This window comes from Stenotrophomonas sp. SKA14, from assembly GCF_000158575.1.
Classification (GTDB): Bacteria; Pseudomonadota; Gammaproteobacteria; order Xanthomonadales; family Xanthomonadaceae; genus Stenotrophomonas; species Stenotrophomonas forensis.
Genome location: NZ_DS999412.1, coordinates 550,880 through 573,162 on the forward strand (window position 1 = coordinate 550,880; position 22,283 = coordinate 573,162).

General features: G+C 68.5%; 18 protein-coding genes. 10 read left to right on the plus strand and 8 right to left on the minus strand.

The window, feature by feature from the left end:
• Positions 1-22 precede the first annotated feature (22 nt).
• The 4 genes from SSKA14_RS02565 to SSKA14_RS02580 are packed head-to-tail and all read right to left on the minus strand — an operon-like array spanning position 23 to position 4,538.
• Entirely contained in the window at positions 23-1,129 is a 1,107-nt protein-coding gene (locus tag SSKA14_RS02565; protein ID WP_008268832.1) for a hypothetical protein, read from the minus strand.
• A gap of 35 nt (positions 1,130-1,164) precedes the next feature.
• Positions 1,165-1,722 carry a hypothetical protein gene (locus SSKA14_RS02570; RefSeq protein ID WP_040006859.1) on the minus strand — a complete coding sequence of 186 codons (558 nt, stop codon included), beginning with the start codon at positions 1,720-1,722 and terminating at the stop codon, positions 1,165-1,167.
• Between the two features lie 30 nt (positions 1,723-1,752).
• On the minus strand, positions 1,753-2,172 hold the full coding sequence (locus SSKA14_RS02575) for an NUDIX domain-containing protein (RefSeq protein WP_040006861.1): 420 nt from the start codon (positions 2,170-2,172) through the stop codon (positions 1,753-1,755).
• Positions 2,169-4,538 (minus strand): S9 family peptidase, encoded by a 2,370-nt coding sequence (locus tag SSKA14_RS02580; RefSeq protein ID WP_040006863.1) that lies wholly within the window; start codon positions 4,536-4,538, stop codon positions 2,169-2,171. The genes SSKA14_RS02575 and SSKA14_RS02580 overlap by 4 nt, the downstream gene beginning before the upstream one ends.
• Before the next feature lie 167 nt (positions 4,539-4,705).
• On the opposite strand from SSKA14_RS02580, the gene SSKA14_RS02585 reads away from it, so the two are divergent.
• The 7 genes from SSKA14_RS02585 to SSKA14_RS02615 all read left to right on the plus strand — a co-directional run bounded on the left by SSKA14_RS02585 (position 4,706) and on the right by SSKA14_RS02615 (position 12,326).
• Complete coding sequence (locus tag SSKA14_RS02585) at positions 4,706-5,035, plus strand: hypothetical protein (RefSeq protein ID WP_008266288.1); 330 nt, start codon at positions 4,706-4,708, stop codon at positions 5,033-5,035.
• A gap of 37 nt (positions 5,036-5,072) precedes the next feature.
• Positions 5,073-5,726 carry a sigma-70 family RNA polymerase sigma factor gene (locus SSKA14_RS02590; RefSeq protein ID WP_008264542.1) on the plus strand — a complete coding sequence of 218 codons (654 nt, stop codon included), beginning with the start codon at positions 5,073-5,075 and terminating at the stop codon, positions 5,724-5,726.
• Positions 5,723-5,938, plus strand: coding sequence for a hypothetical protein (locus SSKA14_RS02595; protein ID WP_008264569.1), 216 nt, complete (start codon positions 5,723-5,725; stop codon positions 5,936-5,938). The genes SSKA14_RS02590 and SSKA14_RS02595 overlap by 4 nt, the downstream gene beginning before the upstream one ends.
• A gap of 233 nt (positions 5,939-6,171) precedes the next feature.
• The gene (locus SSKA14_RS02600; RefSeq protein ID WP_008266442.1) at positions 6,172-7,569 is read left to right on the plus strand and encodes a cytochrome ubiquinol oxidase subunit I; all 1,398 of its coding nucleotides are present in this window, start codon (positions 6,172-6,174) and stop codon (positions 7,567-7,569) included.
• Between the two features lies 1 nt (position 7,570).
• Positions 7,571-8,584, plus strand: coding sequence for a cytochrome d ubiquinol oxidase subunit II (gene cydB, locus SSKA14_RS02605; RefSeq protein WP_006476247.1), 1,014 nt, complete (start codon positions 7,571-7,573; stop codon positions 8,582-8,584).
• A gap of 150 nt (positions 8,585-8,734) precedes the next feature.
• On the plus strand, positions 8,735-8,995 hold the full coding sequence (locus tag SSKA14_RS02610; protein ID WP_006476245.1) for a YcgL domain-containing protein: 261 nt from the start codon (positions 8,735-8,737) through the stop codon (positions 8,993-8,995).
• Complete coding sequence (locus tag SSKA14_RS02615) at positions 8,988-12,326, plus strand: ankyrin repeat domain-containing protein (RefSeq protein ID WP_008268572.1); 3,339 nt, start codon at positions 8,988-8,990, stop codon at positions 12,324-12,326. Before SSKA14_RS02610 ends, SSKA14_RS02615 begins: the two co-directional genes overlap by 8 nt.
• Positions 12,327-12,390: 64 nt before the next feature.
• Here SSKA14_RS02615 and SSKA14_RS02620 read toward each other — a convergent pair whose 3' ends face one another.
• Positions 12,391-14,169, minus strand: a complete 1,779-nt coding sequence (locus SSKA14_RS02620) for a monovalent cation:proton antiporter-2 (CPA2) family protein (protein ID WP_008265729.1) — start codon at positions 14,167-14,169, stop codon at positions 12,391-12,393.
• Between the two features lie 343 nt (positions 14,170-14,512).
• On the opposite strand from SSKA14_RS02620, the gene mgtE reads away from it, so the two are divergent.
• Together mgtE and SSKA14_RS02630 are read left to right on the plus strand one after the other, a co-directional pair.
• Positions 14,513-15,883, plus strand: a complete 1,371-nt coding sequence (mgtE, locus tag SSKA14_RS02625; RefSeq protein ID WP_040006868.1) for a magnesium transporter — start codon at positions 14,513-14,515, stop codon at positions 15,881-15,883.
• A gap of 77 nt (positions 15,884-15,960) precedes the next feature.
• A complete protein-coding gene (locus SSKA14_RS02630) occupies positions 15,961-18,687 on the plus strand; it encodes a bifunctional acetate--CoA ligase family protein/GNAT family N-acetyltransferase (RefSeq protein ID WP_008265026.1) in 2,727 nt (908 codons plus the stop codon).
• Between the two features lie 24 nt (positions 18,688-18,711).
• Here the strand turns inward: SSKA14_RS02630 and SSKA14_RS02635 are convergent, their stop codons facing one another.
• Positions 18,712-19,092, minus strand: a complete 381-nt coding sequence (locus SSKA14_RS02635) for a YbjQ family protein (protein WP_006475882.1) — start codon at positions 19,090-19,092, stop codon at positions 18,712-18,714.
• Positions 19,093-19,251: 159 nt separating this feature from the next.
• On the opposite strand from SSKA14_RS02635, the gene SSKA14_RS02640 reads away from it, so the two are divergent.
• Positions 19,252-19,959: an alpha/beta hydrolase gene (locus tag SSKA14_RS02640; RefSeq protein ID WP_008265637.1), complete on the plus strand. Its 708-nt coding sequence runs from the start codon at positions 19,252-19,254 to the stop codon at positions 19,957-19,959.
• A 114-nt stretch (positions 19,960-20,073) separates the two neighbouring features.
• Here the strand turns inward: SSKA14_RS02640 and dkgB are convergent, their stop codons facing one another.
• Both dkgB and SSKA14_RS02650 read right to left on the minus strand, forming a co-directional pair.
• Positions 20,074-20,883 (minus strand): 2,5-didehydrogluconate reductase DkgB, encoded by an 810-nt coding sequence (gene dkgB / locus SSKA14_RS02645; protein ID WP_008267445.1) that lies wholly within the window; start codon positions 20,881-20,883, stop codon positions 20,074-20,076.
• 87 nt (positions 20,884-20,970) lie between these two features.
• Complete coding sequence (locus SSKA14_RS02650) at positions 20,971-22,185, minus strand: MFS transporter (protein ID WP_008267945.1); 1,215 nt, start codon at positions 22,183-22,185, stop codon at positions 20,971-20,973.
• Positions 22,186-22,283: the final 98 nt, after the last annotated feature.

The following is a 22,283-nucleotide window of genomic DNA, read 5'->3' on the forward strand; positions in this document are numbered from 1 at the left end:
CGGGCCGTGCGTCGCACCGCGGTCAGCGCCGTGGTGGGCGGCACCGGCCCGCGCTGGTCACCGGGCGGTAGCGTTGGTAGGCGGTCTGGATGTCCATGCCGAGCAGGTCGCCATTGCCCAGCTGGCGCAGCACGAACGTTTCGCCGTTCTGCTGCAGCTGGACGGCACCTTCGTGCAGCCGGGCCTGCCTGCCATCACCGAAGTCGAACCTGTCGAACTGACCACCGTCGGCCTGGTAGCGGCCACACGGCACCCGCTGCAGCGGCACCAGGCGCAGATCGGCGCCGAGTTCACGCAGCGGCGCGGTACGTTCGCAGGCACTGACGCGGCCGCCATCGCAGGTGACCTGCAGGGCCTGCACCGCCAATGCGGGCTGCAGCGCGATCAGCTGCTGCGCGGCCACTTCGACGCAGAAGCGGCCGCCCCGGTGCTGCAGGCACAACTGCTGCAGGCGATCGCGTGCAGCGGCCGGAAGCGGCGAATCCAGCGTGTCTTCGTCTTCCTGTGCCAGCCGTTGATCCACCCGCCGCATGGCGGTGGCCAGTGCATCGTCGGTCATGGCTTCGCAGGCCTGCCGATCGTGCCCGGCGGTGTGTTCGCGGCACGGCGGCGGGCGCTCGAAGACGGCCGGGCCTGCGTCATCGGCTGCGGCCGTTGCGCTGCCCTCGCGCATCAGCCGCAGCAGCGCCGAGCAACCCGCACCCACGCCCTCGTCGCAGGCGCGCCGGGCCTGGTCGGGCGAGGCCGTTGGCAACTGCACCATGCAGTAGCTGCCAGCAGCGCGGCAGCTGCCGGCCACCGCGCTGGGTTCGGCGGTGCAGGCCCGGGACTGGCGCAGGGTGTAGACCACCGTCACGCTGTCCTCGATGCGCTGCCCATCGGCGCTGATCCGGATCGGTTCCGCCACGCCATCGTCGAGCATGACCAGGCGGGTCTGTGCCGCACTGCGATCGACCCACAGCGGCTCCGGCTCACCGATGCCGTTGTGGCGGTAGCCGCTGCTGGGGCTGGTGAACACCAGTGCCATGCCGTCATCGAGGCTGCGATACTCGCCGCAGCGCAGGGCATCGGCGCTGGCAGGCAGCGCGGCGAACAGCAGCAGGGCAGGGAAAAGAGCCAGCAAGCGCATGCGACGGTCCTTGTCGTGCGAGAAGGGGATGGGGCTCAGCGGAAGCGCGAGCGGACATCGGGCCGCAACAAACGCCAGGCCAGCCAGCCCTGCAGACCCAGGAACAGCACTGAAGTGCCGAGCAGGGTGAAAGTCATCATCCAGCGACGCGGCTGCAGCGACTGCTGTACCTCCGGCCCGTCGGCGAGCAGCACGATCATGTCGCGCATGAACACGTCCCACCACCAGGTGATTGCGAAATTGGCCAGCGCGCTCAACAGCAGCATCACCACGAAGCTCCATAGGCCCCAGTAGCGTTCGCGCAGCAGCCCCCAGCTGGCCACGGCCGAGACCAGGCAGAGCAGTGCGGCGATCATCGAGGCACCCACCGGGTGCGCCAGCAGCCAGGCCAGGCTGTGCATCTGCCGATGCTGTGCTTCACCCGCCAGCAGCTGCCAGAGTGGAACGTCGTGCAGCGGCCACACCAGCAGCCCCTGCAGCACAAAATAGCCGGCCAGCAGCGCGGACAGCCAGAAGGAGGCCTGGACCAGTGGCCGGATCCACGCGTGGTAGGGCGAAGGCTGCAACGAGGGCGGCGGGAGCGGCACTGACATCCGGTGTCCTTGCAATCGGCACCCGCGCGGTCAGCGGGCCGTCACCCGGGTGGCGACGGCCGGCAGGATATGGTGTTCGCTCAGCGGTGCCAAGGGCAGGCCGTGCGGCGGCTGCAGCGGCACCCAGGCCAGTTCGGCAATCTCGGCGCGCGCCTGCGGGGTACCGTCCACCTGCACCCACCACGCCTGTGCCTGCACGCGATGGCCGGGCTCGTTCACCGCCCAGTCTTCGAAGGTGCCCAGCGCAAGGGCGGCATCGGCGCGCAGCTGCACGCCCAGTTCCTCGTCCAGTTCGCGCGCCAGCGCCTGCAGCGACGCTTCGCCGGGTTCGGGCTTGCCACCCGGCTGGATGAAGCGGTGGGCGCCGTGCTTGCGCACCACCAACGCCCGGCCACGGTCATCCAGGATGACCGCGGCCACGATCTCTATCGTGGCCGCGGCAGTGCTCACTTCAGGTTCTGCTCGAACAGCTTGAGGATGCGCTTGTACTGGTCCAGCCAGGAATCCGCACGGACATAGCCGTGGCGTTCCAGCGGGTACGGTGCGATCGACCAGTTGTCCTTGTGCAGTTCGATCAGGCGCTGGGTGAGGTTCACCGAGTCCTGGAAGAACACGTTGTCATCCATCATGCCGTGGGCGATCAGCAGGTTGTCCTGCAGGTTCTGCGCGTACTCGATGGGCGAGGACACGCGGTACGCCTCCGGATCGATGTCCGGGGTGTTGAGGATGTTGCTGGTGTAGCCGTGGTTGTACTGGTGCCAGTCGACCACCGGACGCAGCGCGGCGCCGGCCTTGAAGGTGCCCGGCGAGCGGAACAGCGCCATGAAGGTCATGAAGCCGCCGTAGGAGCCGCCGTAGATGCCGGCGTGGTCGCGGTCACCCTGCTGGGTGTCGACCAGCCAGTCCAGGCCGTCCTTGTAGTCTTCCAGTTCAGGGTGGCCCATGTTGCGGTAGATCGCCGTACGCCAGTCGCGGCCGTAGCCCTCGCTGCCGCGGTAATCCATGTCCAGCACGATGTAGCCCTTCTGCACCAGCAGGTTGTGGAACATCTGCTCGCGGAAGTAGGCCGGGTAGCGCTGGTGCACGTTCTGCAGGTAGCCGGCGCCGTGCACGAACATCACGATCGGGTACTTGCGGCCCGGCTCCTTGTTTTCCGGTTCGTAATACTTGGCCCAGACCACGCCGGCACCGTGTTTGGACGGCACCGCCACCAGCTTCGGCTGGATCCACTGGCGGGCCTTGTAGTCGGCGGTGCGGGTGTCGGTCAGCACGCGCGCCTGGCCACCGGTGCTCGGCAGCACCGCCAGCTGCGGCGGCAGGTAGGCGCCGGAGTAGCGCACCAGCAGCTGCTGGCCATCCGGCGACAGCGAGAAGTCTTCCACGCCGTTGAGGCTGGTCAGCTCGCGCACCCGGCGGCTGCCGGTGTCGACTGCACAGACCTCGTAGTCATGCGGGGCCTGCTGGTTGCACAGGAAGTAGAAGCCCTTGCCATCGGCCGACAGCACCGGTGCCGAGGTTTCCCACTTGCCGCTGGTCAATGCCTGCGGCTTGGCGCTGCCGGCCTGGGTGTACAGGTGCGAGAAGCCCGATTCCTCGGACAGCAGCCACAGCGTGCGGCCGTCGGCCATCCAGCCGAAATCGTTGAAGCCCCAGTTGATCCAGGCGTTGTCGGTCAGCCGGTGGCGGTTCTGCACGCGGCCGTCGGCGGCATTGACGCTGATGATCCAGCGGTCCTTGTTGTCGTTGGCACGCAGCATTACTGCAGCCTGCTGGCCGTCGGCGCTCCAGCGGATGCCGCCGCCCATGAAATCGCTCATCACCTGCAGGCTGCGCTCGCCCTTCAGTGCGTCCTTGCCGGCCTTGCGGCGCAGTTCGGCCAGCGGATCGGTGCCGATGCCCGGCAGGCCGGCCAGCGAGAGCTTCTCGGCCTTGCCGGTGCGCACGTCGACGTACCACAGGGTGTGCGGCTCGAAGCCGTTGCGGCCAACGCGGGTGCGGGTGTCCTCGGTTTCCTCGTAGCCCGATTCGGTCACGTACAGCGGCATCTTGCCGCCGCGACCGTCATCGAAGTCCTTCGGCTTGGTCACCACGATCAGGTGGCCCAGGTCCGGCGACAGCACGCTGTCGGCAATCTCCACGTCGGTGCCCAGGTACACCGGGCCCGGCGCGCGGGTCGGGTCGGCCTGGCGCCAGCGCTGGTCCTGGTCCTTCAACGCCTCGCGCTGGTCGCGGTCGCGGCGCAGGGTTTCCAGCGTACGCAGCTGCTGGTCGCGCAGCACGTCGGCCTTCGGCGGCGTACGCGGGTCCTTCTCGGCCTTCAGGCTGGCCACCTGCTGCACGCCGCTGGCGGCAGTCCAGTGGAACCAGTTCTGGCCGACGCGCCAGATCACGCCGTTGTCGGCAGCGAAGTTCACGTTGCCCGCGCGCTCGTTGCTGCGGGTCAGCTGGGTCAGCGCGCCGCTGCGCAGGTCACGCACGAACACGTCGCCATTGCGCACGAAGGCGCTGCGGCTGCGGCTGCGGTCGTAGACCGGCTCGGCCACATCCAGGGTGCCGCGCTGGTCATCGGCCACCTGCGCGGCCACGCCACCGGCCACCGGCTGGCGGAAGGTGTCGCGCACCGGGCTGCCGTTGCGCTTGAGCTGGTACTCCACCTGCTGGCTGTTCCACGACCACCAGGCTTTCTCGACCGGCGGACCGATCCAGTCCGGGTCGGCCATGGCCTGTTCGATGGTGATCGGCGTCGGCGCGGCATGCGCGGCCGGTGCGGCCAGCACGGCCGACAGCAGGAGGGACAGGGGCAGCACTCGGGACATGGGCGGACGGCACCGGAAGAGGAAACCGGGCAAGGGTAGCAGCCGCCCCGGCCCGGAACAGGGGCCACAGGTCATGGCAGCGGAATCGGCAAAATGCTGCAACCGGTTGCCGTGGTCGCGCATCCATTCTCCTGAACCCGCATCATCCACCGAACAGGAGCCCGACCATGCAGGAACTGATCCCGATCACCCTCTTCATCTGCATCGCCTATGCGATCCATGCCATTGCCGATGCCCGCGCCCGCAGCAAGCTGGTGGCCCCGCACGTACCGGAGGAGGTGATCCGCTCGCTGGCCGTGCTGGAAGAAGAGCGCCGCCGCCAGGGCGCGCTGCGCTGGGGCATCAGCCTGGTCTGCCTGGCACTGGCGATGGCCCTGCTGGAAGCCATCGGCGCCCGTGACCTGACCTTCGGTGCCGCCGCCGCGCTGGTTGGCAGCGCCGGCCTCGGCCAGCTGCTGGCCTGGCATTTCACCCGTCCTGCGGGGCGCAAGGGCTGAGCAGGAACATGCCACGGGCACCGGGGGCGCCCCGTAGATGAGCCTGCTCGGCGAAGCATTGTCGGCACTGCGGGGCCGTCGCCGCCACGATGCAGCGTCGACGGCGGCCCCCGCTGTACCGCTGGGTGCGGACCAGGCCCTGGTACGGGCCATCATCGACGGCTCGCACGCGGCGTTTTCGCAGCTGGTCGAGACCCATCAACGCACCTGCGCGCATGTGATCGGGCGCATGGTCGGCGACCGCGACCAGGTGGCCGACCTGCTGCAGGAGACCTTCCTGGCGGTGTTCCGCCAGCTGCACCGGTTCCGCTTTGAATCCTCGCTACGCACCTGGGTTTCGCGGGTGGCCTACACCACTGCGTTGCAGCACCTGCGTCGGCGGCGGCTGGAGGCGCAATGGATGGTGGCGGTGGAGGTGCCTGAGGAACTGGGCATCGGCGATGAAGGCCCCGGGCCGGCCGAGTTGAGCGAGGCACTGCAGGCCGGGCGCCAGCTGGGCGCGGCACTGGAGCGATTGAGTGCGCCGCAGCGATTGATTGTAGGCCTGCATTATCTGGAGGACTTCGATCTGGCCGAGATCGAGCAGGTCACCGGGCTGGCGCGCGGTACCATCAAGAGCCACCTGTACCGCGCGCGGCAGATCCTGAAGCAGGAGCTGACGCGGCACGCCACCGCCGGAGAACTGCTGTGAGCCAATCGACTGACCCTCGCGATGCGGACGAGCGCGCGCTGGCACAGGCGTTGCGTGAACAGGCGCAGCAGGAGCAGACGCCGGATGTGAGCGAGGCGCTGCAGAAGCGGATCGGAGCCGAATCGCGCGATAGTGGTGTGCTTTACGTGGTGGTGCAGGTGTTGTTGCTTGGCGCGCTGTTGGCTGCGGCGGCCTGGTATTTCTGGCACTGAGGCGCCCGCCGGGCGGTGGGCCTGGTAGATGCCGACTTTGGTCGGTGTTTGGGCGTGTGTGCCAACCAAGGTTGGCAGCTACCAGAACGGTTGATCGGTAGTGCTGGGCCATGCCCGGCAGGCCATCCCGCCTGCGACAAAGTGAAGCAGCGCGTCACCCGGTCGCATCCCGGCTTAACCAAATCCTCCTAAAGTGGTCCGGTATCCCACCGGTCGCAGGCAGGAGGCGTCCCTTGGACGCGTTGTTGTTGTCCCGGATCCAGTTCGGATTCGTCATCAGTTTCCACGTGCTGTTCCCGGCCTTCACCATCGGCACGGCCAGCTGGCTGGCCTTCATTGAATGGCGCTGGCTGCGCACGAAACTGCCCGTGTGGCGCGAGCTGTATTTCTTCTGGCAGAAGATCTTCGCCGTGTCATTTGGCATGGGCGTGGTCAGCGGCATCGTCATGGCCTTCCAGTTCGGTACCAACTGGCCGCGGCTGAGCGAGGTGGCCGGCACGGTCATCGGCCCGCTGCTGACCTACGAAGTGCTGACTGCGTTCTTCCTGGAAGCCAGCTTCCTCGGCGTGATGATGTTCGGCTGGGGCCGGGTTTCGCCGCGCCTGCATTTCCTGTCCACCTGCATGGTGGCGCTGGGCACGCTGTTCTCCACGTTCTGGATCCTGTCGTCCAACAGCTGGCTGCACACGCCGGCCGGCTACGAGATGGTCAATGGCATCGTGCACCCGGTGGACTGGTGGCAGGTGGTGTTCAATCCCTCGTTCCCGTACCGCCTGGCGCACATGGCGCTGGGTTCGTTCATCACCACCTGTTTCGTGATCGGTGGCGTCGGCGCCTGGTACCTGCGCAAGGGCACGCACGTGGAAGCGGGTCGGCGCATGCTGGTCGCGGCGGTGGCGTTCGCGGCGCTGACCGTGCCGGTGCAGATCTTCGTCGGCGACATGCATGGCCTGAACACGCTCAAGCACCAGCCGATGAAGATCGCGGCGATGGAAGCGCACTGGCATGAAACCAAGGAAGGCGAGGGCGTGCCGCTGGTGGTGTTCGCGCTGCCCAACGAAAAGGAAGAGCGCAACGATTTCGAAGTGGCGATCCCGAAGCTGGGCAGCGTGATCCTCACCCATTCGCTGGACGGCAGCTTCGATCCGCTCACGTCGGTGCCGGCCAGCGAACGGCCGCCGGTGACGCCGGTGTTCTTCGCCTTCCGCATCATGGTGGGGCTGGGCACGCTGATGCTGCTGCTGGCCTGGGTCTCGGCGTTCCAGCTGTGGCGGAGGAAGCTGCTCGATTCGCCGTGGCTGCTGCGCGGCTGGAACTGGATGCTGCCGAGTGGCTTCATCGCACTGCTGTCCGGCTGGTTCGTCACCGAAATGGGCCGCCAGCCGTGGGTGGTATATGGCGTGCTGCGCACCGCCGACGCGGTGGGCCCGCAGAGTGCGTGGATGACCGCGCTGTCGCTGGGTGTCTACGTGGTCGGCTATGCCTTCGTGTTCGGCTGGGGCATCTGGTACCTGGTGAAGATCCTGCGCCATGGGCCGCAGCCGTATGCCGAAGGGCCATCGCTGGACCACGGCAGCCATACCCCGGCGCGCCCGCTGTCGGCGGCCGACGAACCGCTGGAGGATCGCTGACATGGACCTGATGACCTGGCTGCCGGTGGCGTGGTTCGCGGTGATCGGTTTTGGCGTGCTGATGTATGTGGTGCTGGATGGCTTCGTGCTCGGCATTGGCATTCTCGCGCCGTTCGCCGAGGACGAGGAACAGCTGGACCTGATGATGAACACCGCCGCGCCGATCTGGGACGGCAACGAGACCTGGCTGGTGCTGGGTGGCGCCGGCCTGCTGGCGGCGTTCCCCAAGGCATACGCGGTGCTGCTGTCGGCGCTGTACCTGCCGGTGCTGCTGCTGGTGGTGGCGCTGGTGTTCCGTGGCGTGGCCTTCGAGTTCCGCTTCAAGGCGCACCGCTCACGCCGGTTGTGGAGCGTAGCGTTCGCGCTGGGCTCGCTGCTGGCCACCTTCGCCCAGGGTGTGATCCTGGGCACGCTGGTGCAGGGCCTGCCCCTGCAGGATGGCGTCTATCACGGTGGCCCGTTCGCCTGGTTCAGTCCGTTCGCGATGTTGACCGGCGCCGCGCTGGTGGCCGGCTACGCACTGCTGGGCAGTACCTGGCTGATCCTGAAGACCGAAGGCCGCGTGCAGGCGTTGGCGCGGCAGATGACCCGGCCGCTGGTGGTGGCGGTGATCGCAGCGATGGGCCTGGTCAGCAGCTGGCTGCCGTTCCTGCAGTCGCGGCTGATGGACCGCTGGTTCAGCGACGGCAACTTCTGGTGGCTGTCGCCGGTACCGCTGCTGACCCTGGCGGTGGCGGCCGCGTTGTGGCGCAGCGCCACCCATCCGCGCCGTGACCTGCCGCCGTTCCTGCTCAGCCTTGCCCTGTTCGTGCTCGGCTTCCTCGGCCTGGTGCTGGGCATGTGGCCGTACCTGCTGCCGCCATCGATGACCCTGTGGCAGGCCGCTGCGCCGGCATCATCGCTGGGCTTCACCCTGGTCGGGCTGGTGATCCTGCTGCCGGTCATCCTCGGCTATACGGCGTGGTCCTACCGGGTGTTCCGCGGCAAGGTGCACGCCGACGCCGGCTATCACTGAGCACCGGGCCAAGGCTGAACGCCGTCGCCACATTGCTGAACCTCATCGGGGAAACACCGTCGATCACGCCGCCATCGTCGGCTGACGGCTTTCCCCGGTGTCGGCTTTCCGACACAATCATGGCTCTTCCCGGGTTATTGTCCCGCGGACATGCACGCCTACGTCTATAAAAGCCAACTCAAGCCGGACACCTACGTCTACGTTCCCCGACGCGAAGATTTCAGCGCGCTGCCTGCGCCGCTGCTCAAATCGCTGGGGACGCTCACTTTCGTGCTGGACGTTGCCCTGGATGCCCAGCGCCGCCTGGCGCAGGCCGACCCGGACAAGGTCCGCAGCGAAATGAGCGAACGCGGCTTCTACCTGCAGGTACCGCCGTCGGTGGCCAGCCTGATGCCGCGCCACTATGACTGATCCCTCCCGTCCGCGTGCGCTGTCGATCGCCTTCACTGTTGGCGCCGTGCTGGCGCTGGGCGCTGCCGTGGGCGGCGTCCCGGGCGCCCTGCTTGCCGCACTGGCGCAGCCTGCGTTCGCGCTGGGCGTGTCGTGGTGGCGGCGCAGCCGCGCGCTGCTGCCGTTGAAGGTGGTTGCTCGCCAGGACCTGCCCGCGCTGCTGGCGCTGTGGGCGGCCGCACCGGTCCTGCTGGCGCTGCTGCTGGCCTGGCCGCTGGCCGCGCTGCGCGATAGCGGCAGCCTGGCGGCGGTGCTGGGCCTGAGCGTGCTGGTCAGTGCCGGCCTGCTGGCGGCCTGGCGTACCTGGCCGCTGTGGAATGATGTGGAACGCTTGGATGGCAGCCTGGCCCAGCACTGGCAGGCGCTGGCCGGACGCGACTTGACCGCCTGGCGCGGCCTCGGTGTGGCCGCACTGGTGATCGCGCTGGCGGCACTGGTGGTGCTGCCGGCCTGGCCCGGCCTGCTGCCGGAAAGTGCACGATGGCCGGCCGCGCTGGCGGTGGTGGTGCTGTCGCCGCTGCTGCACCTGCTGCTGCAGCGGGTGGCGCCCGCACCGCTGGTGTCGTTGCGTACTGGCGCGTTGAACGCGACCAGCCACGAACACGAACCGATGTTCGCCGCCGCGGCCGAGACCGCACCGCTGGAGGCGATGGCGCCGCAGGAACTGACCCCGGCCCTGTACGAAGCCGCCCGCCATGGCCGCATCGACCGCGGCCTGCAGCTGCTGCAGGCCGGTGCCGATCCCTATGCATTGCCGGACCCGAACTGGCGCGACCAGCGCAGCCTGGCGGTACTGGCCGCGGTGCTGCCAGACCTTCGCCTGCTGCGCGAGCTGATCGCCCGCGGTGTTGACGTGAACGCGCCGCACCGCGGCATGACCCCGCTGCTGGCGGCGACCCGTGACAGCTGGCATGGCCGCCCCGAAGCGGTGATGACCCTGCTCGCCAACGGCGCCGATTCGCGCGCAACCGACAGCGACGGCAACTCCCCGCTGCATCACGCCGCGCGCAGTTCCGACCCGGGCGTGGCGGCGCTGCTGCGCGATGCTGCGGCCGAAGTCGACGCGCTGAACAGTGATGGCTGGTCGCCGCTGGCGGTGGCCTGCCAGGTCGGTAACTGGCGCCTGGCGCGTTTCCTGCTCGAACGCGGTGCCCGCAGCGAGCCGGCCGAAGGCACCCCGGTGCTGCTGGCTGCCGCCGCCACCGAAGACGACGATCCGGCCGGCGTGCAGCTGCTGCTCAAGCACAAGGCACGCGCCGACGCGCGTGATCGCCAACGCCGCAGTGCGCTGCACGAGGCGGCATTGGCCGGCCACGTGGAGATCATCGGCGTGCTGCTCGGTGCCGGCGCCAACCTGGAAGCGCGCGATGCGCTGGGCCGTACGCCGTGGCTGGAAGCGGCCCGCGCCGGTCGCGCTGCGGTGATCGAGCACCTGCTGCCACACAAGCCGGACCTGGTCGCCGTGGACGGTGAAGGCCGCAACGCGGTGCAGCTGGCGGTGATGGCCGAAGATGTCTCGCCGCTGCTGATCAAGCGCCTGGTCGAGCTGGGCATCGCTGCCGATGCCGCCGATCCGGTCGGCCGCCGCGCGGTGGACTACGCGGCCGAAGCGGGTCGTTGGGCGATCGTGGCCCTGCTGGACCCGTCCTATCCGTTGCCGGCCGCCGTCAGTGATGGCCTGGCCGAGCGCGGCGAAGCTGCCATGGCCAGCGGCCTGCTGCCGGACCGCCCGCCGTTGACCCTGCTGCGTGAGGCGCTGGGCTTCGGCAATACCGAAGGCATGGCCGCGCTGGCCAGGCTGTGCCAGCCGGAAGAACTGGGTGGCCTGCTGCTCGATCCGGAGCTGGCGCTGGAGCCGCGTGCGGTCGACTGGCTGCTGGGCCACGGCGCCGATCCCTATGTGCGTGACGCCTGCGCCGACACGCCGATGTTCGCCCTGCTGTCGCGCGGCATCGATGCGGTGCCTGCACTGCAGGTGATGCTGCAGCGTGGCCTGTCGCCGGCCGGACGCGGTGGCCTGGCGCGCTTCCTCGCCGCCTGCGCGCAGCACGACCAGGCCGCTCGAGGGCTGGAACAGCTGGCGCTGGAACTGCTGGAACGTGGCGCCGATCCGTTTGCGGCCTCGCCGGCCGGCGATCCGCCGCTGTCGCTGGCGGTACGCCTGGGTTGGCTGCGCCTGCAGCAGGCCCTGCTGAAGGCCGGCGTCGATCGCGAAGCGCGCGACAGCCACGGCATGACCGCCCTGCATCTGGCCACCGCGCTGGCCCGAGAAGGTGCACTGAAGCTGCTGGTGCAGCACGGCGCCTCGCCGGAAGCACGCGCCGCCGATGGCCAGACGCCACTGGGCGTGGCGCTGTCGATTGGGCGCCGTGACCTGGCCGACTGGCTGGACTGGCGGGTGTGGCCGTTGCCACGCCGCATCCTGCGCGAGGCCGATCTGCCCGCCGCCGCGATGGCCGGTGACGTCGATGCGGTACGCCGCCTGATTGATCTGGGATTCGCCGTCGACGCCGTCGATGCGCAGGGCTGCACCGCGCTGCTGCGTGCGGCCGGTGGCGGCCATCTGGCAGTGACCGACCTGCTGCTGGCGCGTGGCGCCGATCCGCAGCACGCGGCGGCCAGTGGTGCAACGCCGTTGTCGGCGGCGGTCAGCATGCGCCAGGTCGATATCGTCTCGGCCCTGCTCGATGCCGGTGCCAAGCTGGAACATCGCCTGCCGGGCGGGGTGACGGTGCTGATGCTGGCGTCCGCGCTGGGCCTGCCGGACATCGTCGCGCGCCTGCTCACCGCCGGTGCCGACGTGCACGCCGGTGACGCGCAGCAGCTGGGTCCGCTGCACTGTGCCGCGCTGTATGGCTTCAGTGCCCGTGACCGCTCGCGCCTGCTGGCGCTGCTCGACACCCTGCTGCTGGCCGGCGCGGAACCGGACCAGGCTGCTGCCGGTTCGGTCACACCGTTGCTGTTGCTGCTGGGCGCCCGCGCCGAGCCGGGTACTGCCTGCGACGAGCAGGTGGTGATGGCCGCGGTGGAGCGCCTGCTGGACGAGGACGTGAGCCTGGACGTGCGCGACCCACGCGGCTTCGGCCCGCTGCATCTGGCCGCCCTGCACGGTTTGCCGCTGCTGGTGCAACGCCTGCTGCGTGCCGGTGCCGATCCGGAAGTGCGCGACAGCCTCAACCGCAGTCCGCGCGAGATCGCGGTGATGCGCGGTTTCATCGACGTGGCCGGTGAATTCGAGCCGCGCGTGCCCGGGGTTTCCTCGATGGCCCGGTTCCTGCGCGACAACGGCTGATCCCAGCGGCCGGCACGACCGGGTTCGCCAACCATCGGGTGGGTGCCGACCTTGGTCGGCACGCCTACGTGTCGTCGCTTTCGGCGTCGGCCTCGAACAGGTGCATCAGGTCATTCCGCGCATCGCGCGAGGTCTGGATCACCGCCGCCTCGTCGTCGTAGACCAGGTACTGGTCGCGCAGCAACTGTTCGTCGTGTTCGCGGAAGCGCTGCACATGGCGTTCGGCCACGTTCGGGGCCACGCCCAGCGCGGTCAGCACGCGCCCGCTCATCTCCAGGCTGGTGCCAAACACTTCGCGGAACGGCTCGGCCGACATGTCCATCAGGCGCCACGCATGCTGGCGGTTGCGCGCTCGCGCCAGCACCGTCGCATCCGGGTACAGCCGGCGTACCATGCGCACCGCGCGCAGGTTGGTCTCCGGGTCATCCACGGTGATCACGAACACATCGATGTGCTCGCCACCGGCCGCGCGCAGCATCTCGGGCCGGGTCGGGTCGCCGTAGTACAGCTGGTTGCCGAAGCGGCGCAGGTCGGCCACGGTGTCCGGGTTCGCCTCCAGCGCCACGAACGGCACCTTCTGCGCGGTCAGCAGGCGCGCGATCACCTGGCCGAAGCGGCCCATGCCGGCAATCAGCACCTTCGGCCGGTTGTCCGGCGCCACCTTGTCAGCCTCGGCGGCTTGGCGCGGTGCGGCCTTTTCCTGGCCGAGCAGCCTGAGCAGCGCGATCATCAGCAGCGGCGTGATCGCCATCGACAGGCCGACGATGGCCACCAGCCGGTCATGGTTGGCGTTCCCCAGCAGGTGCGCGCGCTGCGCTTCGTTGAACACCACGAAGGCGAATTCACCGCCCAGCCACAGCACGCTGCCCAGCAGCAGCGACTGCCGCGGGCTGAGTTTGGCGATGCGGCCGACCGCGTACAGCAGGCTGAACTTGACCACCAGCAGGATGCCGACGCCTGCAGCGATCAGCCACGGCTCGGCGGCGATGCGGTCGAGGTCGATGCCCATGCCCACGGCGATGAAGAACAGGCCCAGCAGCAGCCCCTTGAACGGCTCGATCTGTGCTTCCAGTTCGTGCCGGAATTCCGAATCGGACAGCAGCACGCCGGCCAGGAACGCGCCGAGGCTGGGGCTGAGGCCGGCTTCCTGCATGAACCAGGCGGTGCCCAGCACCACCAGCAGGGCGGTGGCGGTGAACACCTCCGGGCTGCGGGTGCGCGCGATGATGCTGAACACCTTGCGCAGCACCGGCCGCCCGCACAGGATCACCACTGCCAGCGCGCCCAGCGCCACGGCGGCATCCTCCCAGCGCAGCGTCTCGTTCTTGACCCCGCCCAGCAGCGGAATGGCCGCCAGCAGCGGGATCGCGATCAGGTCCTGGAACAGCAGGATGGCAAAGCCCAGCCGGCCATGGTCGCTGTTGATCGCCTTGTGCTCGGACAGCAGCTGCAGGCCCACCGCGGTGGACGACAGCGCCAGCGCCACACCCACCACCAGCGCGCTTTTCCACTGGAAATGGTCGAGCAGCAGCAGCCCGCCCAGCACCAGCCCGGACAGCGCCACCTGCGCCGCGCCAGCACCGAACACCGAGCGGCGCATCACCTTCAGGCGTGCCGGTGACAGTTCCAGGCCGATCACGAACAGCAGCATCACCACACCGATCTCGGCGGCGCCCAGGATGCGGTCGGCGTCCTGCACGAAGCCCAGCCCGTCAGGCCCCAGCACCACGCCGGCCGCCAGGTAGCCCAGCACCGCGCCAAAGCCGAACTTCTTGAACACCGGCACGGCAATGACCGCCGCCAGCAGCAGCACCAGCGCCAGTTCCAGACCACCGCTATGCATGGGAATACCTGGTCATCGGGGGAACCGGCCGCGCGTCCGTTCGGAGGAGGGGAAGCATGGCGAACGCCACCGCGTCATTATGCGCGCCGGTGCGTGTACGCACGAGGACACGCGTGCGGGCAACGCTGCCGGCTCGCCCCGGGTTGACCTGCATGCCCGGCAGGTCCAGACTCCCCGCCGCTGGCGGCGCGTCCGCCGGCACACGCATCCCGGAGTCCCCAACCCATGTCCAGCGACAGTAGAAGTCGACCTCGTTCGACGCCAGCGATGGCCACCGCCTGACATCGGGACGGTTTGCCTGCGTTGGCGTTGCGCGAGGTCGCACCCCCACAAGGCAGAACCGATGAACCAGAAGCAATTGCTGCGCGCAGGGGCCGATGCTGCTGCACTGGCCGCACCCCTGGCGAACTACAACACCGCCGACGCGGTGGAGTTCCTCAATACGCTGGAGTTGACGCGCGCCGCCGACACGCTGGCGGCGCTGCCGTTGCCGCGTGCGGTGAAGATGCTCGAAGCGCCGGAACTGCACCGCAGCGGCGAGCTGGTGGCCGCGTTGCCGCCAGCGCGCGCCGCCGCCCTGCTCGGGCTGATGGCCGACGACCGTGCCACCGACATCGTCCACGAGCTGGACGAGGACGAGCGCGCGCGGCTGATCCCGCTGCTGGGCACCGATGCCCGCCAGGCCATCCAGAAGCTGCTGAGCTACCCGCCCAACACCGCCGGCGCACTGATGACCACCGAGTACGTGGCGGTGCCCGCCAGCTGGACCGTGGCGCAGACCCTGCAGCACATCCGCCAGGTCGAGCGCACCCGCGAAACGGTGTACGCGATCTACGTGCTGGACCCGGCCAGCCAGCACCTCCAGCAGGTGGTGACCATGCGCCGGCTGATCACCGGGTTGCCGGAGGAATCGATCCTGGACGTGGCCCAGGTCAACCCGCCGGTGACCGTGGACGTGCTGATGGACCAGGAAGAAGTGGCGCGGTTGATCCGCCGCCACGACCTGCTGGCGATCCCGGTGGTGGATGCGCAGCAGCAGATGCTCGGCATCGTCACCGTCGATGACGTGCTGGATGCGCTGATCGAGGAATCCACCGAGGATGCGCACAAGTTCGGCGGCATGGAAGCGCTGGACAAGCCGTACATGCAGATCGGCTTCCTCGAAATGCTGCGCAAGCGGGCGGGCTGGCTGAGCGTGCTGTTCCTGGGCGAGATGCTCACCGCCAGCGCCATGCAGCATTACGAGGATGAGCTGGCACGCGCGGTGGTGCTGACCTTGTTCATTCCGCTGATCATGAGTTCGGGTGGCAACTCTGGTTCGCAGGCCACCTCGCTGCTGATCCGCAGCCTGGCGCTGCGCGAACTGCGCCTGCGCGACTGGTGGAAGGTGGCCCTGCGCGAGATCCCGACCGGCATGGTGCTCGGCGCCATCCTCGGCTGCCTTGCCATCGTGCGCATCGTGATCTGGCAGCTGGGTGGCCTGCACGACTACGGCGAGCACTGGATCCTGCTGGCGATCACCATCGGTGCGGCGCTGGTCGGCATCGTCACCTTCGGCTCGCTGTCCGGCTCGATGCTGCCGTTCATCCTGAAGCGCCTCGGCTTCGACCCGGCCAGCGCCTCGGCCCCGTTCGTCGCCACCCTGGTGGATGTCACCGGCCTGGTGATCTATTTCAGCATCGCCGCGATGATCCTGCACGGCACGCTGCTGTAAGCCGGAACCCCCGCCCTTCGTGGGTGCCGACCTTGGTCGGCACGCCCATTGCCACGGAATTTGGTTACCGTAGGCGCATGAGTACCTACCATCTGCAGTCTGTGTTCCGTCCGCAGTCGGTCGCGGTGATCGGTGGCAGCCCGCGTGAGCGCTCGGCCGGCCGTGCGGTGATGCGCAACCTGCGCGGTACCGGCTTCCCCGGCAAGGTGGCGTGGATCAACCCGCGGCATGCGGAGATCGATGGCATCCGCACGGTCAAACGGCTGAAGGACCTGGACTGGGTGCCGGACCTGGTGGTGATCACCGCGCCGGCGACGATCGTGCCGCAGGTGGTGCGCACCGCGGCCGAACGCGGCGTGCAGGCGGCGATCATCCTCACCGCGCACCTGGGCGAAGGCCCCGGCTCGCTGTCGGCGCAGGTGGAGGCGGTGGCGCGCGCGCATGGCCTGCGCATCCTCGGCCCGCACTGCCTGGGCGTGATCGCGCCGCATGCGCGGCTCAACGCCAGCATCGCCGCGCATTTCCCGCAGGCCGGCGACCTCGCGCTGATCTCCGAATCCTCGGCCATTGCCGCCGCACTGGTGGAATGGGGAGTGGCGCGCTCGGTCGGTTTCTCTGCCGTGGTCTCGCTGGGCGACACGATGGATGTCGACTTCGGCGACCTGCTCGATTACTTCGCTACCGACTACCGCACCCGCGCCATCCTGCTCTATGTCGAGCAGATCAAGGACGCGCGCAAGTTCATGTCGGCCGCGCGTGCCGCCGCCCGTGCCAAGCCGGTGGTGGTGGTGAAGTCGGGCCGCGCCGAACGCGTGCAGCCGGGCAGCCGCGATACCCACGTACAGGCGCTCGCGCGCGCCGACGATGTCTACGGCGCGGCGTTCAACCGCGCCGGCCTGCTGCGCGTGGGGGCGCTGGACGAACTGTTCACCGCCGCCGAGTCACTGGGCCGGCTGGGCACCTTCCCCGGCCGCCGCCTGGCCATCCTCAGCAATGGCGGCGGTGTCGGCCGCCTCGCGGTGGACCAGCTGATCGCACTGCGTGGCACGCTGGCCAACCTGTCCGACAGCACCATCGAGAAGCTCGACGCGGTGCTGCCGCAGGGCTGGTCGCGCAGCAATCCGGTCGACATCGTGGTCGATGCCGACGGTGACCGTTACGCCTCGGCCATCGAAGCGCTGCTGGCCGACAACGAGAACGACGCGGTGATGGTGGTCAACGTACCGACCGCGTTCACCTCGTCCGCCGATGCAGCGCAGGCGCTGACCCGCACGCTCGGCCTGCGCCCGCGCCACCACCGCGACAAGCCTGTGTTCGCGGTGTGGCTGGGCAACGACGACCAGGCGACCGCCACGCTCAACGCGGCGCGGGTGCCGACCTATCCGACCGAGGCCGAGGCGGTGCGTGGTTTCCAGCATCTGGTGCGCTACCGCGAAGCGCAGAACGCGCTGATGGAAACGCCGCCCAGCCTGCCACAGGATTTCAATGTCGATGCGGCGGCCGCGCGCGCGTTGGTCGATGCCGCACTGGCCAACGGCCAGCAGTGGCTGGACCCGCTGGCCACCCACGAACTGCTCAAGGCCTACGGCATCCCGTCCGCGCCGGTGATGCACGCGCGCGATGCGCACGAGGCGATGGATCTGGCGCAGCCGCTGCTGGAGCGTGGCGCCAGCGTGGCGCTGAAGATCCTGTCGCCGGACATTCCGCACAAGTCCGAAGTGGATGGCGTGCGCCTCAACCTGGGCACGCTGCCCGCGGTGCAGAGCGCGGCCAATGCGATCCTGTCACGTGCCCGCCAGCTGCGGCCGGATGCGCGCATCGACGGGCTGCTGGTGCAGCCGACCATCATCCGACCCAAGGCGCGCGAGCTGATCGTCGGCATCGCCGACGACGCCACGTTCGGCCCGGTGATCGTGGTCGGCCGTGGCGGTACTGCGGTTGAAGTGATCAACGACAAGGCGCTGGCACTGCCGCCGCTGGACCTGCGACTGGCCCATGAACTGATCGGCCAGACCCGTGCCTCGCGCATCCTCAAGGCCTACGGTGACGTGCCGGCGGCCGACGAGCGTGCACTGGCGCTGGCATTGGTGAAGCTGGCCCAGCTGGCCGCCGACATTCCCGAAGTGCGCACGCTGGACATCAATCCACTGCTGGTCGATGGCAAGGGCATCCTCGCCCTGGATGCGCGCGTCGCCATTGCACCCTCGCGCATCCTGCACAAGGGCCGCGGCCATCCCCGTTTCTCGGTGTTCCCGTATCCGAAGGAGTGGGAGCGCACCATCGAACTGTCCGACGGCGGCCGCGCCTTCGTGCGTCCGGTGCGTCCGGAAGACGATGCGTTGTTCCGTGCGTTCTTCGCCCGTGTCAGCGACGAGGACCTGCGCCTGCGCTTCTTCCAGTCGGTGAAGCACTTCAGCCACGAATTCATCGCGCGCCTGACCCAGCTGGACTACGCGCGTTCGATCGCACTGGTGGCGATTGAACCGCGCAGCGGCGAGATGCTCGGCGCGGTGCGCCTGCACGCCGACGCCGATTACCACCGCGGCGAGTACGGCATCCTGATCCGCTCGGACCTGAAGGGCCACGGCATCGGCTGGCGGTTGATGGCGATCATGATCGAATACGCCAAGTGGCTGGGCCTGGATGTGGTCGAGGGCCAGGTGCTGCGCGAGAACAGCACCATGCTGGCGATGTGCCAGAGCCTGGGTTTCAAGACGAAACTCGACCCGGACGACCCGACGGTGATGATGGTGACCTTGCCGGTGCAGCAGGTCGAGGTGCCGGCGGTGCCCCCGGTGGCGTGAATCACGCCCGGCGGCACACCGGCCTCAGCGCAACGGCTCAACCACCACCGCCGTGCCGTAGCACAGCACTTCGGTCAGCCCGGTCATCACATCGGTGGCGTCGTAACGCATGCCGATGATCGCATTGGCACCCAGCTGCCGCGCGTGCTTGACCATGTCGCGGTAGGTTTCCTCGCGGGCCTGTTCGCACAGTTCGGTGTAGATGGTGATGTTGCCGCCGAACAGGGTCTGGATGCCGCCGAGGAAGTTGCCGACGATCGAGCGCGAGCGCACGGTGATGCCACGCACCACGCCCAGGTTGCGCGCCACACGGTAGCCGGGCAGCTCGAAGGCGGTGGTGACCAGCGAATCGTCGAAGCGCAGCGCCGGAGGGGAGGGGATGCCGCTGTTGTAGGGGTCTGCCATGGTCGCGTCCGTGTCGTAGAGTCGAGCTTGCTCGACTGCCAGCCAGACAGTCGAGCAAGCTCGACTCTACGGCGGGAAACCGTCGCGCAAGCTCGACTCTACAACCCAACGGCCCGATGCGGCATGGCTCTGTCACGGTACTGGCGCGACAATACCGCCATGACCGACCGCATTCCCTTGCTGCTGCTACCCGGCCTGCTCAGCGATGCCGAGCTGTGGCGTGCCCAGCTGGCCGACCTGGCCGATATCGCCGACTGTACGGTGGGCGACCAGACCCGTGGCGAAACCCTGCAGGCGGTGGCCGAAGACGTGCTGGCGCAGGCACCGGAGCGGTTTGCGCTGGCCGGCTTCTCACTCGGTGGCTTCGTCGCCCAGCATATCCTGCGTATCGCTCCGGAGCGGGTAGTGCAGCTGGCATTGATCGGCACCTCGATCCATGCCGACTCGCCCGAGCGCGCCGAGCAGCGCCGCAGCCAGCGTGCCAGCGTGCGCCTGCCGGGCAAGTTCCATGGCTTCGGTGATGCACTGATGCGCAGCTACATCGATGCCTCGCGGCTGGACGACTACGTGCTGGTGCAGCGCGTGCGCGACATGACCGCGCGGCTGGGCGCCGAGGTGTTCCTGCGCCAGAGCGCGCTGGAGCGCCGCGATGGGCATGACGTGCTGGTGGGTTACCGCGACCCGCTGCTGATCGTGTGCGGTGCCAACGACCGCATCACGCCGCTGGCGGTGAGCGAGGAAATGCACGCGCTGGTGCCGCATTCGCAACTGGTGGTGGTGCCCGATTGCGGGCACCTGGCGCCGATGGAAAAGCCGGATGAGGTGAGCGCCGCCATGCGTGGCTGGTTGTTGCGGGACGAGGGATAACCCCGCCTTCGGTAGGTGCCGACCTTGGTCGGCACGCTGTTTCAACGATCGATCACAGGCCAGTGCCGACCAAGGTCGGCACCCACCGATTCGGTGCCGCAAACACGGTCGGGATCAATCCCAGGCCGGGGCGATGCCTTCCGGGTTGGCCAGGCGATGGCCGCGGTCGAGCTTGGCGATCTGCGCCATGTCTTCGTCGGTCAGGCGCACGGCCGCCGCGTCCAGGTTGGCAGCCAGGTTGTCGCGCTTGGTCGACGACGGAATGACCGAGAAGCCCTGCTGCAGCGCCCAGGCCAGCGCAACCTGCGCCGGGGTGGCCTGGTGGCGGCCGGCGATGGCCTGGATCACCGGGTCCTTCAGCACTTCGCCATAGGCCAGGCTCATGTAGGCGGTGATGTGGATGCCGTTGTCCTGCAGGAACTTCACCAGCAGGCGGTTCTGCAGGTACGGATGGATCTCCACCTGGTTGGTGGCGATCGCCTCGGCACCGAGGATCTCGATCGCCTTGCGGGTCTGCGCGATGGTGAAGTTGGAGATGCCGATCTCCCGGGTCAGTCCCTGCGCCTTGGCTTCGGCCAGTGCCGGCAGGTATTCCTCCATCGGCACGTCGACCTTGTCGTTCGGCGACGGCCAGTGGATCAGCGCCAGGTCGACGCGGTCGGTGCGCAGTTTTTCCAGGCTGGTGCGCAGGCTGGCCAGCAACGCATCGTGCTTGAACTCGGTGATCCACACCTTGGTGGTCAGGTACAGATCGTCGCGCGGCACACCTGATTCGGCGATGGCCTGGCCGACTTCGGCTTCATTGCCGTAGATCTGCGCGGTATCAACGGCGCGGTAGCCGACCTCCAGCGCGTTGCGCACCGAGTCGATCACGGTCTGGTCCTTCAGGCGGAAGGTACCGAGACCAAAGGCGGGGACAGTCATGGGAAGCTCCAACGGGGGGAAGGGAGTAGCAGGAGAAGAGGGTAGGGCAGGCACCGTATGCATGCCGGCAACGGTGCATTGCATGGATCAATGCGCGGTGGCGGCAATGCCGTCGGCGCGCGGGTCGATACCATCGCGACGGTCGAGGCGACCACTGAGCGCGGTCAGCGCATACGCGCCAACCACCACCAGCGCACCCAGCCACGGCGTATGCATCAGGCCGATGTGTTCCACCACCAGGCCACCCAGCGAGGCGCCCAGGGCGATGCCGATGTTGAACGCGGCGATGTTCAGGCCCGAGGCCACATCGGTGGCCTGCGGCGCATAGCGCTGCGCCTGCTTGACCACGTAGACCTGCAGGCCTGGCACGTTGCCGAAGGCCACGGCCCCCAGCGCCAGTACCGTCAGCAGCATCAGCACGCTGTTGGAGGCGGTGAAGGTGAGCACGAACAGCACAATCGCCAGCAGCGCGAAGATGCGCTTCAGTGCCGGCACCGGGCCCAGGCGGTCGGCGAGGCGACCGCCCCACAGGTTGCCGATCGCCACCGACACGCCGTACACCAGCAGCACCAGGCTGACCGCATTGGCCGAGAAGCCGGTGACGTCCTGCAGGATCGGCGCGAGGTAGGTGAAGGCCAGGAAGGTGCCGCCGTAACCCAGTGCGGTCATTGCATAGACCAGCAACAGGCGCGGCTGGCCCAGCACCGCCAACTGCTGGCGGAAGCTGGCCGGTGCGCTCTGCGGCAGGTTGCGCGGAACGAACAGCAGCGCGCCCAGTAGGGCGATCACGCCGAGGCCGGCCACGGCCAGGAAGGTGGCGCGCCAACCCAGGTGCTGTCCGATGAAGGTACCCAGGGGCACACCGGTCACCAGCGCCACGGTGAGCCCGGTGAACATGATGGCGATGGCACTGGCCGCCTTCTCCTTCGGCACCACCGCGGTGGCGATGATCGCGCCGATCGAGAAGAACACGCCATGCGCCAGGCCGGTGAGGATGCGCGCGGCGATCAGCGAGGTGTAGCCCGGCGCCATGAAGGCGATGACGTTGCCCAGGGTGAACAGCACCATCAGCGCCACCAGCAGGGTCTTGCGCGGCACGCGGCCGGTCAGCGCGGTCAGCACCGGCGCACCGATGGCTACGCCCAGTGCATACAGGGAAACCAGCAGGCCGGCCGAGGGCAGGCTGACCTGCAGGTCGGCGGCAATGGTCGGGATCAGGCCGACGATGACGAATTCGGTGGTGCCGATGGCGAACGCGCCGAGGGTCAACGCCAGCAGGGCGAGGGGAATGCCACGGATCATGACAGGGTCCAGCAGGGGAAGAGGCTGCGCAGTCTGCGCCGCTGTCTTTCGCTGAAAAACCGGTCTTCACGCCAATCACTCTTGCCGTGCAGTCAATA

What these genes read in the sequence shown, in the direction of transcription:
- SSKA14_RS02635 (WP_006475882.1), bottom strand. Translation starts at nt 19,092, where the DNA reads ATGGCAGACCCCTACAACAGCGGCATCCCCTCCCCTCCGGCGCTGCGC.
- SSKA14_RS02650 (WP_008267945.1), bottom strand. Translation starts at nt 22,185, where the DNA reads ATGATCCGTGGCATTCCCCTCGCCCTGCTGGCGTTGACCCTCGGCGCG.
- mgtE (WP_040006868.1), top strand. Translation starts at nt 14,513, where the DNA reads ATGAACCAGAAGCAATTGCTGCGCGCAGGGGCCGATGCTGCTGCACTG.
- cydB (WP_006476247.1), top strand. Translation starts at nt 7,571, where the DNA reads ATGGACCTGATGACCTGGCTGCCGGTGGCGTGGTTCGCGGTGATCGGT.
- SSKA14_RS02630 (WP_008265026.1), top strand. Translation starts at nt 15,961, where the DNA reads ATGAGTACCTACCATCTGCAGTCTGTGTTCCGTCCGCAGTCGGTCGCG.
- SSKA14_RS02620 (WP_008265729.1), bottom strand. Translation starts at nt 14,169, where the DNA reads ATGCATAGCGGTGGTCTGGAACTGGCGCTGGTGCTGCTGCTGGCGGCG.
- SSKA14_RS02565 (WP_008268832.1), bottom strand. Translation starts at nt 1,129, where the DNA reads ATGCGCTTGCTGGCTCTTTTCCCTGCCCTGCTGCTGTTCGCCGCGCTG.
- SSKA14_RS02615 (WP_008268572.1), top strand. Translation starts at nt 8,988, where the DNA reads ATGACTGATCCCTCCCGTCCGCGTGCGCTGTCGATCGCCTTCACTGTT.
- SSKA14_RS02580 (WP_040006863.1), bottom strand. Translation starts at nt 4,538, where the DNA reads ATGTCCCGAGTGCTGCCCCTGTCCCTCCTGCTGTCGGCCGTGCTGGCC.
- SSKA14_RS02610 (WP_006476245.1), top strand. Translation starts at nt 8,735, where the DNA reads ATGCACGCCTACGTCTATAAAAGCCAACTCAAGCCGGACACCTACGTC.
- SSKA14_RS02585 (WP_008266288.1), top strand. Translation starts at nt 4,706, where the DNA reads ATGCAGGAACTGATCCCGATCACCCTCTTCATCTGCATCGCCTATGCG.
- SSKA14_RS02570 (WP_040006859.1), bottom strand. Translation starts at nt 1,722, where the DNA reads ATGTCAGTGCCGCTCCCGCCGCCCTCGTTGCAGCCTTCGCCCTACCAC.
- SSKA14_RS02640 (WP_008265637.1), top strand. Translation starts at nt 19,252, where the DNA reads ATGACCGACCGCATTCCCTTGCTGCTGCTACCCGGCCTGCTCAGCGAT.
- dkgB (WP_008267445.1), bottom strand. Translation starts at nt 20,883, where the DNA reads ATGACTGTCCCCGCCTTTGGTCTCGGTACCTTCCGCCTGAAGGACCAG.
- SSKA14_RS02590 (WP_008264542.1), top strand. Translation starts at nt 5,073, where the DNA reads ATGAGCCTGCTCGGCGAAGCATTGTCGGCACTGCGGGGCCGTCGCCGC.